The sequence below is a fragment of the Isoptericola sp. S6320L genome, assembly GCF_023015685.1.
Lineage (GTDB): Bacteria > Actinomycetota > Actinomycetes > Actinomycetales > Cellulomonadaceae > Isoptericola > Isoptericola halotolerans_A.
Map to the genome: position 1 here is coordinate 23,339 of NZ_JALKAT010000006.1, position 11,743 is coordinate 35,081.

The following is an 11,743-nucleotide window of genomic DNA, read 5'->3' on the forward strand; positions in this document are numbered from 1 at the left end:
TCCCGCGCGACGTCCGAGCTCACGCCGTGCCGCGGCACGGCGTCTCGCAGAGCAGGGAGCCGCTCACGGCCGGTGCCTGACGGCGAGGGTCACCGCGGACAGGTCCGCGCGCGTCGGGGTGCGGAACGCACCGCCCGCGGCGACGAACTCGTCACCGTGCCGGGCGAGGTGGCGACCGAACAGCGGGCAGACGGGCACGATCGTGATGCCGCGACGGATGCTGTCCGCGAGTGCTTCCTCCAGCAGGATCTTGGCCAGACCGCGTCCGGAGAAGTCCTGGTCCACCTCGGTGTGGAAGATGATGCGCTCATCCTCCGTCTTGGGATGGTCGATGAACTCCGCTCTGCCGACGACAGGTCCGTCGTCGACCGTGATCGTGTAGGAGCTGACCGGGTCGGCCCGTTCGACCCCGACGGCGACCCGGGCGCCGGTCCTGTCCGTCACTGCGTCAGTCATACGACAACCTCTCCTTGGCGTGCTCCGCCGGGGGCATGCCCGGCGCGGCCCTGGTGCCGCACCGTGCGAGCATCACCGCCGACCGTCGCCCCCAGTGGACACCGTGTGGCCGGAACACGGTCAACCGGGCCTGGAGACCTCCGCCTCCCGCGTCCGGTCCTCGTCGACCGTCGCGGCGGGCACCGGGCCGGTGGTGAGGGCGCGCAGGTCTCCGGCGTCGACGTTCGCCCCGAAGGCAGGGGCGCCTGGTTCGAGCCGGGCACCTGCCGCGAGGTCGCCGATGGCCAGCGGGTCGAACCCGAGGGCGTCGACCAGCTCCGACACCACGGCGACGTCCGCCGGTGCGTCACCGGCGACGGCGATCGCCTTGCGTCCCGGCCCTGCGGGTCGGGCCCCGTCCTCCAGGTCGTGGTAGCCCATGTGGTTGAACGCCTTGACCACCCGCGCGCCCGTCAGGAACTGCTGGACGAGCTCGCTGGAGGAGAGCCCGGGCGGGACGACCGCCTCGCGGGGACCGTCGATCTCCCACCAGTGGTTCATCGCGTCGACGACCAGCTTGCCCTCCAGCTCCCGGACAGGGAGGTGGCGGTGCTTGCTGAGCGGCAGCGCGAGGACGACCAGGTCCGCGGCCGCCGCCGCCTCGGCGGACCGGACCGGCCGGGCGCCCGGGGTGAGGACCTCGGTGGTCAGGGCGATCTTCTCGGGGTCGCCAGATCCTGATATCAGGACCTGGAAGCCCGCGGCCACGGCCAGCCGGGCCAGGACGGTACCGACCTTTCCCGCCCCGAGGATCGCGATCGTCGTGGTGGCGGGGCTCATCGCGCGGCTCCCGCCACGACCGCCGGGGTCTCGGCCAGGAGCTCGCGGACCCGCGGGATGACCTGGGTGCCGTAGAGCTCGACCGAGCGCATCCGCGCGGTGGCGGAGACGGTGCCGGCGGCAGAGTAGATCATGTCGAACCGGCCCGCGCCCAGCACCCGGATGGCGTGGGCGATCTTGGCCGCGACCGTCTCGACCGAACCCACGTACAGCGACCCGCCGTCCACCTCGGCGTCGAACTCCGCCCTGCGCAGCGGCGCCCATCCGCGCAGCGCACCGATCCGGTCGCGGATCTCCCGGTAGCCGGGGTAGAACAGCGCCTTGGCCTCCTCGTCGGTCTCGGCGACGAAGCCCGGGGAGTGCATCCCGACCGGCTGCGGGCTCGTGCCGAGCTGCTCGTGGGCTCGCCGGTACAGGTCCACGTAGGGCGCGAAGCGGTCCGGGGCCCCACCGATGATCGCGAGCATGAGCCGGAACCCGTAGGTGGCGGTGCGCAGCACCGACTGGGGTGTCCCGCCGACGCCCACCCACGTCTCGAGCCGACCCGACTCGGTCTTCGGGAACACGTCGGCCTCGTGCAGCGGCGCGCGGGTCGTGCCCTCCCAGGTGACCGGCCGCTCGTCCAGGAGCTGGCGGAAGAGGTTGATCTTCTCCTCGAACAAGAGGTCGTAGTCCTTGAGGTCGTACCCGAACAGCGGGAAGGACTCGGTGAAGGACCCACGCCCGAGGATCACCTCAGCACGACCGTGGGACAGCGCGTCCACCGTGGCGAACCGCTGGAACACGCGCACCGGGTCGTCCGACGACAGCACCGTGACCCCGGAGGCGAGCCGGATGCGCTGGGTGGCGGTCGCGATGCCGGCCAGCACGGTCTCCGGGCTGGAGATCGCGTACTCCGGCCGGTGGTGCTCACCGAGAGCGACCACGTCGATGCCCGCCTGGTCGGCGAGCACGGCCTCGGCCACCGCCGCACGGATCGCCTCGGCGTGCGAGACGATCTCGCCCCGGTCGTCCCGCGGCCGGTCCCCGAAGCTGTCGATGCCGAACTCGATCTGCGAGACGTCCATGGTCTGCCACTCCTTCTCGGTGAGGTCGCGCCGGGGGCGCGTGTGATTCACATGTCAACAACCGAGGAGGGGCCGTGGATCATCCCGGGCACCGGCAGGTCCCTCCAGCCGCTCAGAGCTCCTCGGGTGACGCCATCCGGTAGACGAACGGGCCGAGGCCCGACTGCATGATCGAGAACAGGGGGCCGGCCAAGGCCTCCTGCGTGGCGGCCATACCGAGGTCACCCAGCCGGACGGCCTCGTAGCCGGCGTCGAGACTGAGCCGCTCGACGACCTCGGCGGCGTCGTCGTCGCCCGCCCACAGGTTGCTCGGCCGAGCGCGCGCGCCGGCGACGCGCTCGAACAGCGAGGCGAAGTTGGTGCTGAACGCCTTGGCCGTCGGCCCGCCCGTCACCGACCGGACGAACTCGGCGTTGGAGGACGCCCCCTGCGGCGGCCGGCTGCCACCGTAGAGGTTCGTCGCATCGAGCACCGTCCTGCCCTCGAGGCCGGCGACCGACGACAACGCGTCCGCCACGACGCCGCCCGGCACGGCCAGGAGCACCGCGTCGGCGTCCCCGACGTCCCCGCCCCCTCGACCCAGCCGCGTCACCTGGTGCCCTGCCTGCTCCCACAGGTCTCCGAGCCCGCCGCCGATACCGCCCCGACCGATCACCGTGATGTCCATGCCTGCCCCTCGATCCGCGGAAGCCCGGCGAGCCGCCGGTCTCGTCGTCCGGGACCGGGTCGGCCGCGCTCGAGGCCGACACTACGCCCGCCGCTCGGCGCAGCCCGGCCTCAACCAGCTCCGGAATAGTTGAAGATTCAAGCAGGTTGTCGCGGTCATGAGCACACGACCACTCCTTGCGGCGGACACGGCCATGGGCGCCGTCACCCTCAACGTCGCCGACCTGGACGCCATGACCGCCTACTACCGCGACGGGGTGGGCTTGACCGTGCTGGAGCAGGCCGGGCCCGTGGTGACGCTCGGCCGGGCCGGCCGCGCCGTCGTCGTCCTGGCGCACACCCCAGAGCTCCGGCACGCCTCTCCCCACCAGGCCGGGCTGTTCCACACCGCGATCCTCTTCGACACGGAGGCGGCGCTCGCCGCCTCGGTCAGCTCGGTCGCGCGACGGCTCCCCGGCTCCTTCACCGGGTCGGCCGACCACCTGGTCAGCAAGGCGTTCTACTTCGACGACCCCGAGGGCAACGGCGTCGAGCTCTACTGGGACCGCGACCGCACGCAGTGGAGCTGGACGCACGGGCAGGTCGAGATGGGCGTGATAGGCCTGGACCCGAGCGCGTACCTGCGCGAGCACCTCGACGAGCGCGGGCTCGCCGGCGAGCCGGTCGGCAGCGCCCGGGTGGGACACATCCACCTGTCGGTCGGCGACGTGGCGACGGCCCGCGACTTCTACGCCACGCGCCTGGGGTTCGACGTCACGATGACACTGGGCGACCAGGCCGTGTTCGTGAGCGCGGGCGGCTACCACCACCACATGGCGATGAACGTGTGGAGGAGCCGCGGCGCGGGCCCGCGCCAGCAGACCCTCGGGCTCGGCCGGGTGGACATCGAGGTGCCCACGGCCGACGACGTCGCCGAGCTGGTCGACCGCATGCAGCACCACCGCGTCCCGGTCCGCGACGACGGCCGGACGGTCAGCGTCGAGGACCCCTGGGCGAACGCGGTCAGCATCACCGCCACCCAGGGCCGGGAATAGCGGCAGAACTTGAGCGTTCAACTCACTATCGATCACTCTCGAGAGGAATCCCCATCATGACCGAACAACCGGTCGGCAACAGCTACCGCTTCGACCTGGGACCCCTGAAGGTGCGGTTCACCTTCGACTCGTCGTCCCAGGGCACCTTCGTCGTCGAGGAGGGGGGCGGCCTCGCCCCCGACGGTCACACCGAGACCGTCACGCTCGACCTGCGCAAGATCCGCGACGGCCTCTACCTGAACTCCTGGACCGAGGCGAGCGGTGCCACCGTCACTCACGTCGAGGACTTCGCCAACGCGACGCTGTACTCCCACGTCACCGTCGACAGCACCCTGTACACCTTCACCGGAACCATCACGGAGGCATGACCATGAGCACGAGCACCACCACCGAGCACGCCACTACCGCGCACACCACGACCCCGGACGCCGGGGCCGAGCACCACCAGGCCGCGCGCAACACCGAGATCGTCCTCACGGCGATGCGGGAGCTCTTCGTCGACAAGGACCTCACCGCCCTGGACCGCTACTGGGCCGAGCCGTACGTGCAGCACAGCCCACAGATGCCGAACGGCCTCGACACGCTCCGCGCCGCGGTCCCGGGCCTCCAGGGGTTCTCCTGGGAACCTCAGCGCACCGCAGCCCAGGGCGACCTCGTCTTCACCCACAGCATCGTGACCGGATGGGCTCCCGGCCCGGTGGTGATCGTCGACGTCTTCCGGCTGGAGGAGGGCCGGATCGTCGAGCACTGGGACGTCGTGCAGGAGCTGACCCCGCAGGAGTCCACCGCCCACGGCAACCCCATGGTGTGAGGATGGGAGCGTGACACGACCACGGGACGCCGAGCACGACACGCACGCGCGGGTGGATCCTGACGACGACCTCGGCAGGGCATCGGTGTGGCAGGACCTCGTCCTCGCCACCCACCTCCTCGAGACCGCGCTGGACCGGCAGTCACAGCGGGACGGCGGGGTCTCGCACGGCCACTTCAAGATCCTGGTGCTCCTCCACGCCGCCGAGAGTCACACCCTGGGGCTCAAGAGCCTTGCCGAGACGCTGCGCTTCTCCCCGAGCCGTATCAGCCATGCCGTGACCGCCCTGGAGCACCAGGGGCTCGTCGTGCGCCGCCCGGCGACGGGGGGACGCCGGGCCTACGACGCCGTCCTGACCGCCGACGGACGCCGCGTGGTCGGCCGGGTGCTCCGCTCCCAGCGCCGCGAGATCCGCGACCCGCTCCTGGAGGAGCTCGGCGGGCTCGGCACCGCCGCGCTCGGCGACCTCAGCGCACGCATCATCGGTCTCCTCGACGGCGGCGCCCGCCCGCCGCAGGGGTGACGTCCACCAGGTCGAGGATCACGCCCCGCACGCTCAGGTGCCGATCGGCGCGCCGATCAGTGGGTCGTGATCGGGCGCAGGTACAGCCCGGGGGCGCAGCCCAGCTCGCCCGGCTCGAGCTGGATCCGGTCGAAGGCCGAGTACCGCCAGGCGGGCTCGCCGTCGGGCCGGACGCCGACGACGCAGTCGCGGGAGCGCATGACGCCGACCGCGGCGACCAGCTCGTCGTCCTCGCGCTCGGCCCGCACGTCGACGAACTCGGGGAAGGCGCTGCGCAAGGACGACTCCGCGTCGGCCGGGGTCGCGTCCGGCGGCAGCTCGTCCAGGGCGGCGAGGACCGTCGCCTCCGCGTCCGGGCCCAGGGACGGCAACGGGGTGGGGTCGGGCGCGGGCGCCCGGTCCAGGTCGTCCGGGCAGCCGATCTCCTCGTACGTCGCTGCACCGTCGTGCTCCCCTGCGTGCACCGTGAACCGCCAGCAGGTCAGCGATCTCCCGGCCGTGCTCCCGGCGTCGAACCACCCGCTCTGCGAGCCCTCGACCTGCGCCCGGATCGCCACCTCCACGACCGCCCCCTCGTCAGTCCCGGAGCTGCCCTCCCAGCCGAGCACCGTGACACCACTCGCGGACTCGTCGACGACGCGCTGCGCCAGGTTCTCCGCGTCGAGAGGCTCGGCGTATCCCGGTTCCAGGTCGGCGGCGAGCTCCTGCACCGTCTGACGGCCCACGTCGGCGGCACGGCGGTCGCCGTCGTCGGGCGTGAGCACGTCGTGCACCGCCAGGACGACCAGCAGCACGAGCAGTCCGAGCACCATCAGCAGCACGAGTCCCACGGCTCGCAGGCCGTCGGTCATGGACGATCCTGTCGAGGGCATGCGGTGACAGTGCCAGCACCCCCGCCCAGGATCAAGCACCATGCGCCCGTCAGCGCCGCAGTGCGCGCCTCGCGAGCGAGTTCCCCAGCCACTGCACGAGCTGGACGATCACGATGATGATCACCACGACGATCGCCGTCACGGCCCAGTCGTACTGCCGGTAACCGTTGACGATGGCGAAGTCGCCCAGTCCGCCGCCGCCCAGGTAGCCCGCGATCGCGGACATGTCGAGCACGCCCACGAACAGGAACGTGTAGCCGAGGATCAGGGGCGACAGGGCCTCGGGCACGACGACGGTGCGCACGATCCGCAGCGGCGAGGCACCCATCGCGCGGGCCGCCTCGATGACACCGGGGTCGATGGACACCAGGTTCTGCTCCACGAGCCGGGCGAACACGAACGCCGCCATGATGCACATCGCGAACGTGAACGCCTCGATGCCGATCGTCGTCCCCACGGCCGCCCGCGTCAGCGGACCGATGGCGACCAGGAAGATGAGGAACGGCACGGGCCGCACGATGTTGACGGCCACGTTGAGCACGGCGAACACCGGGCGGTTCGCCAGCAGGTTGCCGGGGCGGGTGAGGTACAGGCCGAGCCCGAGCACCAGTCCGCAGAACCCGCCGACGGCCAGCGTGATCAGGACCATGTACAGGGTCTCGCCGAACGCCTCCCACAGCAGGGGCACCAGGTCGGGTCTCATCGGTCGCTCCCTTCCGCGACGGGCAGGGCCGCGGTGCCGTGGTCGACGACGGAGGTCACCGCGCGCAGGCCGGCGAGCGCGGCGTGCACCGCGGCGTCGTCCCCGGAGAGCTCGAGGGTGAGCGAGCCGTAGGGGCGCTCGGCCACCTCGGTGATGCCGCCGTAGACGATGGTGCCGTGCACGCCGCGGTCCGCCAGGACCTCCATGACCTGCGCGGAGGAGCCGGAGACCTCGTCGATGCGGACGGTCACGATGCGGCCGGAGTGCCGTTCGCGGAGGCGGTCGAGGACGGCCGCCGAGGGCTGGTCGCGCAGCGCGGAGGCCACGAACCGCCGGGTCACGGGCTGCTGCGGCGCGCTGAACACCCGGTAGGCGTCGCCGAGCTCCACGACGCGGCCGCGCTCCATGACCGCGACACGGTGGCAGATCGAGCGGACCACCTCCATCTCGTGGGTGATGACCACCACGGTGATGCCGAGCTCACGGTTGACGCGCTGCAGCAGGGCGAGCACGTCCGCCGTCGTCTCCGGGTCCAGCGCGCTCGTCGCCTCGTCCGCCAGCAGGATCTTCGGGTTCGTGGCGAGCGCCCGGGCGATCCCGACGCGCTGCTTCTGCCCACCGGACAGCGCCGAGGGGTAGGCCGCGGCCTTGTCGGCGATGCCGACGAACGCGAGCAGCTCGGCGACGCGGGCGTCCCGGTCGGTCCGCGACCAGCCGGCGACCTCCAGCGGGTAGGCCACGTTCCCGGCGACCGTGCGCGACCGCAGCAGGTTGAACTGCTGGAAGATCATGCCGATCCCGGCGCGCACCGGGCGCAGGCGTGCCTCGCTCAACCCCGTCAGGTCGGTGCCGTCCACGACGACGGAACCGGCCGTCGTCGTCTCCAACGCGTTGACGAGCCGCACGAGCGTGGACTTGCCGGCGCCGGAGTAGCCGATCACGCCGAAGATCTCTCCGGCGGCGATGTCGAGGGTGACGCCGTCGACGGCGCGGACGGCGGGAGCCGAGCGGCGGGCGCGACGGCGTCCTCCGAGGCCCGGGAACTCCTTGACCGCGTCGCGGAAGCTGATGATGGGCTGGCTCACGGCTCTCCTTCCAGAACCTCGTGCCGAGGTAGTAGCGCTCACCGCGAGGTAGTAGCGCTCGCCGCGAGGTAGTAGCGCTCGCCGCGAGGTAGTAGCGCTCGCCGCGAGGTAGTAGCGGCCCGGCCGAGGTAGCACCGCTACCTCGCGGCGAGCGCTACTACCTCGGCAAGCGGGGCACTACCTCGGCGACGGCGGCACTACCTCGGCGAGCGGGGCACTACTTCGCGGCGAGGTTGGTCTCGATCTCGGTGAGGATGGCCGCCAGGTCCGCGGCGTCGTTGTCCTTGATGACGCCCGTCCCGCCGGAGGCGTCGATGACGCCCTGCTCGATCTCCTCGGTGTGGAAGATGTCGACGAGCCGGTTCAGCGTCTCGTCGTCGGCGTCCTCGGCGCGCGACACCCACACGTTGATGTACGGCTCGGCGGCCGAGGCGTCGGGGTCGTCGGAGTAGATGGCGTCCTCGGCGGTCAGGCCGGCGTCGCCCACGAAGTCGTTGTTGACGATCGAGGCGTCGACGTCCTGCAGGGCGAGCGCCGTCTGGGCGGCGTCGACCGGGGTGACGGTCACGCGGGACTCGTCCGGCAGGACGTCGGCGGGCGTCGAGAACGAGCTGCCGCCGTCGCGCAGGGCGATCAGGCCCGCCTCCTGCAGCACGAGGAGCGCGCGGGCCTGGTTGGTGTCGTCGTTGGGGATGGCGACCTCGCCGCCGGCCGGGATCTCCTCGACGCTCGCGTGCGCCGTCGAGTACAGGCCCAGGGGGTAGACGGCGGTCGCGCCGATCGGCGTGAGTTCTTCCCCGCGCGCGTCGTTGTAGCCCGCGAGGAACTGGATGTGCTGGAACTGGTTGAGGTCCAGGTCGCCGTCGCTCAGACCCTGGTTGGGGAGCTGGTAGTCGGAGAAGTTCACGATCTCGACCGTGATGCCATCCTCCGCGGCGGCGTCGGCGAACGTGTCCCAGTAGGCCTCGCCGGAGGAGACGACGCCGATGCGGATCGGGTCCTCGGCGGTGCCGGCCGAGACGGCGGCCTCGGCACCGCCGGAGCAGGCGGCGAGAGCGAGGACGGAGGCGGCGGCACCGGCCGCGAGCAGGGTGGAGCGCACAGACATGGGTGGGTCCTTCCACGGGCACGACGGCAGGGGGCGCCGTCGGCGGTTCATGAACAGAGGAGAAGCAGGCAGGCCGCGGCCATCAGCGCGCGGCGGGCGCAGGAAGAGGGGGTGCCGTCACGGCCGGACGGCGGTGCGGGGCGCTGTCAGCGCACGCACATTCGGGTGCTCCGCATCGCGGCACGGCACATCTGCCCGCGCGGCGAGGTGCGCGCGGTGCGGGGTGCGGTGACGTGGGAGCGGTGCATGGCTCAACCTGAACACCGCAGGGGCCACTTCTCCAACTCGGAAGGCCGAAAATCCCGCTCTGCGGACATCGACCGTCTCACTGAATGAGAACTCGCTGGTCAGCGGGACGCAAAGGACCCCTCGCGCACCCACCAGAGCTCACGTACCCTTGCTGCCTTCCGGCCCTGGGGGAGTTCGGCGAGATGGTGCCGCACGAGGGGTCTGCCCCCAGCCTAGCGGAGGGGAGCGCCGGATCCGAAACCGGATCCAGGCCCCCGCACCGACCGAGACGAGGGTCACCCGGGCGCGATTCGGAGAAGACCGCACCCGTCCGCTATTCTGCTGGGGTTGCCTGCGCCGTCGTGCGTGGGTGGCACCAGAGGAGGATTCGCCTAGCGGCCTATGGCGCACGCTTGGAAAGCGTGTTGGGTTCACGCCCTCGGGGGTTCGAATCCCCCATCCTCCGCCGGACCCGAGGGCCCGTCACCGTCACGGTGACGGGCCCTCGTCCGTTCCTGGACCGCACTGCACAGCCCCTGCGTCGACACGTGATTAGATCGGTTCATGCCTCGCTTCGACATCGGTGACCAGGACTTTCTCCTCGACGGCCGGCCCCACCAGATCGTCAGCGGCGCCCTGCACTTCTTCCGCGTCCACCCCGACCAGTGGGCCGACCGGATCCACAAGGCCCGGCTCATGGGCCTGAACACGATCGAGACCTACGTCGCCTGGAACCTCCACTTCCCCGACCGCGGCGAGTTCCGCACCGACGGCCGCCGCGACCTCGGCCGGTTCCTCGACCTGGTCGCCGCCGAGGGCCTGCACGCCATCGTGCGGCCCGGCCCGTACATCTGCGCCGAGTGGACCGGGGGCGGGCTGCCGGGCTGGCTGTTCACCGACCCCTCCGTGGGCGTGCGCCGCGCCGAGCCGCAGTTCCTGGCCGCGATCGACGAGTACTACGCCGCCGTCGCCGAGGTCGTCGCCCCGCGGCAGGTCACCGCCGGCGGCCCCGTGCTCATGGTGCAGGTCGAGAACGAGTACGGCGCCTACGGCACCGACCCCGAGGACGAGCGCCGCCACTACCTGCGCACCCTCGCCGCGATGCTGCGCGGCCACGGCATCGAGGTCCCCCTCTTCACCAGCGACCAGGCGAACGACGAGCACCTCGCCCGGGGCGGTCTGCCCGAGCTGCTCCGGACGGCGAACTTCGGCTCCCGGAGCACCGAGCGCCTCGCGACGCTGCGGCGCCACCAGCCCACGGGCCCGCTGATGTGCACGGAGTTCTGGGACGGCTGGTTCGACTCCTGGGGACTGCACCACCACGTCACCGCCCCGGAGGCCAACGCCGGCGACCTCGACGATCTGCTCGCCGCCGGAGCGTCGGTCAACCTCTACATGTTCCACGGCGGGACCAACTTCGGGTTCACCGCCGGAGCCAACGACAAGGGCACCTACCGCCCCCTCACCACGTCCTACGACTACGACGCCCCGCTGGCCGAGCACGGCGCCCCGACGGCGACGTTCCGCGCGCTGCGCGCGGTGATCGCCCGGCATCGTCCCGTCCCCGACGAGATGCCGGCCGAGGCACCACCCGCCCCCGAGCACACCGTCGCGCTGGATCGCCAGGTCCCGCTGGCCGACCTGGTCGACGCGCTCGGCGAGACCCACCGCTCCGAGCACCCGCCCACGCACGACGACGTCGCCGCCTGGGACGGGTTCGTCCGGTACAGCACGCGGATCGCCGCCGACGACGCGGTCCTGGTGGTGGGCGAGGTCCGGGACCGCGCGCTCGTCGCTCTCGACGGCGAGCCGCTCGGCCTGCTGGACCGCACGACGCACACCACCAGCCTCCCGCTGCCCGCCCGCACGGGCGAGCTGACCCTGCTCGTCGAGGACCAGGGCCGCGTCAACTACGGCCCGCGCATCGGCGAGCCGAAGGGCCTGATCGGCCCGGTGCGCACCGCGGCGCGCGAGCTCACCGGTTGGGACGTCACCCCGCTCCGGTTCGCCGACGACGGCGGCAGCCTGCGCCGGGAGGTCACGGACGCGCTGCGTACCGCCTCCCCGACAGGCACGGACGTGCCGCTCGCCGGACCGGTGCTGGCGCGCGGGACCTTTGCCAGCACGGCCGGCGCCGACCACTTCCTGCGGCTGGACGGCTGGACCAAGGGCGTGGTGTGGGTCAACGGGTTCTGCCTCGGCCGCTACTGGAGCGCGGGCCCGACGCGCACGCTGTACGTGCCGGGCCCGCTCGTGCGCGCCACGGGCAACGAGGTCGTGGTGCTCGAGCTGCACGGCGCGCGGGTGCGCACCGTGCAGCTCGTCGCCCGCCCCGATCTCGGGGGCACCGAGGAGTGACGGTCTGGGCCGC

The 11,743-nt window shown here is 72.0% G+C and carries 13 protein-coding genes, 1 tRNA gene and 1 other RNA gene; 6 read left to right on the forward strand and 9 right to left on the reverse strand.

All coding sequences use genetic code 11. The features are described from left to right. Positions 1 to 63 precede the first annotated feature (63 nt). From MWU57_RS05235 to MWU57_RS05250, 4 genes are all read right to left on the reverse strand, one after another. Positions 64 to 456, reverse strand: a complete 393-nt coding sequence (locus MWU57_RS05235) for a GNAT family N-acetyltransferase (RefSeq protein ID WP_246907738.1) — start codon at positions 454 to 456, stop codon at positions 64 to 66. Between the two features lie 120 nt (positions 457 to 576). Next, positions 577 to 1,275 carry an NADPH-dependent F420 reductase gene (locus MWU57_RS05240; protein WP_246907741.1) on the reverse strand — a complete coding sequence of 233 codons (699 nt, stop codon included), beginning with the start codon at positions 1,273 to 1,275 and terminating at the stop codon, positions 577 to 579. Then, entirely contained in the window at positions 1,272 to 2,342 is a 1,071-nt protein-coding gene (locus tag MWU57_RS05245) for an LLM class flavin-dependent oxidoreductase (protein WP_246907742.1), read from the reverse strand. Before MWU57_RS05245 ends, MWU57_RS05240 begins: the two co-directional genes overlap by 4 nt. A gap of 112 nt (positions 2,343 to 2,454) precedes the next feature. Further along, positions 2,455 to 3,009, reverse strand: a complete 555-nt coding sequence (locus tag MWU57_RS05250) for a hypothetical protein (RefSeq protein WP_246907744.1) — start codon at positions 3,007 to 3,009, stop codon at positions 2,455 to 2,457. A gap of 157 nt (positions 3,010 to 3,166) precedes the next feature. Here MWU57_RS05250 and MWU57_RS05255 point away from each other — a divergent pair, with 157 nt between their 5' ends. Genes MWU57_RS05255 through MWU57_RS05270 form a run of 4 tightly spaced genes read left to right on the forward strand, consistent with a single transcriptional unit; the run spans position 3,167 to position 5,376 of the window. Further along, the gene (locus MWU57_RS05255) at positions 3,167 to 4,042 is read left to right on the forward strand and encodes a VOC family protein (RefSeq protein WP_246907746.1); all 876 of its coding nucleotides are present in this window, start codon (positions 3,167 to 3,169) and stop codon (positions 4,040 to 4,042) included. Between the two features lie 56 nt (positions 4,043 to 4,098). After that, positions 4,099 to 4,410 (forward strand): hypothetical protein, encoded by a 312-nt coding sequence (locus MWU57_RS05260; protein WP_246907748.1) that lies wholly within the window; start codon positions 4,099 to 4,101, stop codon positions 4,408 to 4,410. 2 nt (positions 4,411 to 4,412) lie between these two features. Continuing rightward, positions 4,413 to 4,853 (forward strand): nuclear transport factor 2 family protein, encoded by a 441-nt coding sequence (locus MWU57_RS05265; protein ID WP_246907751.1) that lies wholly within the window; start codon positions 4,413 to 4,415, stop codon positions 4,851 to 4,853. A gap of 10 nt (positions 4,854 to 4,863) precedes the next feature. After that, positions 4,864 to 5,376: a MarR family transcriptional regulator gene (locus MWU57_RS05270; protein ID WP_246907754.1), complete on the forward strand. Its 513-nt coding sequence runs from the start codon at positions 4,864 to 4,866 to the stop codon at positions 5,374 to 5,376. A gap of 56 nt (positions 5,377 to 5,432) precedes the next feature. On the opposite strand, the gene MWU57_RS05275 is transcribed toward MWU57_RS05270, so the two are convergent. The 5 genes from MWU57_RS05275 to ffs form a co-directional block, all read right to left on the reverse strand. Beyond that, complete coding sequence (locus MWU57_RS05275) at positions 5,433 to 6,248, reverse strand: hypothetical protein (RefSeq protein ID WP_246907756.1); 816 nt, start codon at positions 6,246 to 6,248, stop codon at positions 5,433 to 5,435. A 49-nt stretch (positions 6,249 to 6,297) separates the two neighbouring features. After that, complete coding sequence (locus tag MWU57_RS05280) at positions 6,298 to 6,951, reverse strand: methionine ABC transporter permease (RefSeq protein WP_246907757.1); 654 nt, start codon at positions 6,949 to 6,951, stop codon at positions 6,298 to 6,300. Continuing rightward, positions 6,948 to 8,036 carry a methionine ABC transporter ATP-binding protein gene (locus MWU57_RS05285; protein ID WP_246907759.1) on the reverse strand — a complete coding sequence of 363 codons (1,089 nt, stop codon included), beginning with the start codon at positions 8,034 to 8,036 and terminating at the stop codon, positions 6,948 to 6,950. The genes MWU57_RS05280 and MWU57_RS05285 overlap by 4 nt, the downstream gene beginning before the upstream one ends. Positions 8,037 to 8,253: 217 nt before the next feature. Next, positions 8,254 to 9,144, reverse strand: coding sequence for a MetQ/NlpA family ABC transporter substrate-binding protein (locus tag MWU57_RS05290; RefSeq protein WP_246907760.1), 891 nt, complete (start codon positions 9,142 to 9,144; stop codon positions 8,254 to 8,256). 357 nt (positions 9,145 to 9,501) lie between these two features. Next, positions 9,502 to 9,598: signal recognition particle sRNA small type (ffs, locus tag MWU57_RS05295), an RNA gene on the reverse strand. 155 nt (positions 9,599 to 9,753) lie between these two features. Between ffs and MWU57_RS05300 the strand changes: the two genes are divergently transcribed. Together MWU57_RS05300 and MWU57_RS05305 are read left to right on the forward strand one after the other, a co-directional pair. Next, a tRNA-Ser gene (locus MWU57_RS05300) sits at positions 9,754 to 9,838 on the forward strand. A gap of 98 nt (positions 9,839 to 9,936) precedes the next feature. Then, positions 9,937 to 11,730 (forward strand): beta-galactosidase family protein, encoded by a 1,794-nt coding sequence (locus MWU57_RS05305; protein WP_246907761.1) that lies wholly within the window; start codon positions 9,937 to 9,939, stop codon positions 11,728 to 11,730. Positions 11,731 to 11,743 lie beyond the last annotated feature (13 nt).

Bases quoted from the DNA above. Each gene is read 5' to 3' on its own strand.
- MWU57_RS05275 (WP_246907756.1), bottom strand. From the start codon at position 6,248: ATGCCCTCGACAGGATCGTCCATGACCGACGGCCTGCGAGCCGTGGGA.
- MWU57_RS05290 (WP_246907760.1), bottom strand. From the start codon at position 9,144: ATGTCTGTGCGCTCCACCCTGCTCGCGGCCGGTGCCGCCGCCTCCGTC.
- MWU57_RS05265 (WP_246907751.1), top strand. From the start codon at position 4,413: ATGAGCACGAGCACCACCACCGAGCACGCCACTACCGCGCACACCACG.
- MWU57_RS05305 (WP_246907761.1), top strand. From the start codon at position 9,937: ATGCCTCGCTTCGACATCGGTGACCAGGACTTTCTCCTCGACGGCCGG.
- MWU57_RS05250 (WP_246907744.1), bottom strand. From the start codon at position 3,009: ATGGACATCACGGTGATCGGTCGGGGCGGTATCGGCGGCGGGCTCGGA.
- MWU57_RS05240 (WP_246907741.1), bottom strand. From the start codon at position 1,275: ATGAGCCCCGCCACCACGACGATCGCGATCCTCGGGGCGGGAAAGGTC.
- MWU57_RS05255 (WP_246907746.1), top strand. From the start codon at position 3,167: ATGAGCACACGACCACTCCTTGCGGCGGACACGGCCATGGGCGCCGTC.
- MWU57_RS05260 (WP_246907748.1), top strand. From the start codon at position 4,099: ATGACCGAACAACCGGTCGGCAACAGCTACCGCTTCGACCTGGGACCC.
- MWU57_RS05235 (WP_246907738.1), bottom strand. From the start codon at position 456: ATGACTGACGCAGTGACGGACAGGACCGGCGCCCGGGTCGCCGTCGGG.
- MWU57_RS05245 (WP_246907742.1), bottom strand. From the start codon at position 2,342: ATGGACGTCTCGCAGATCGAGTTCGGCATCGACAGCTTCGGGGACCGG.
- MWU57_RS05280 (WP_246907757.1), bottom strand. From the start codon at position 6,951: ATGAGACCCGACCTGGTGCCCCTGCTGTGGGAGGCGTTCGGCGAGACC.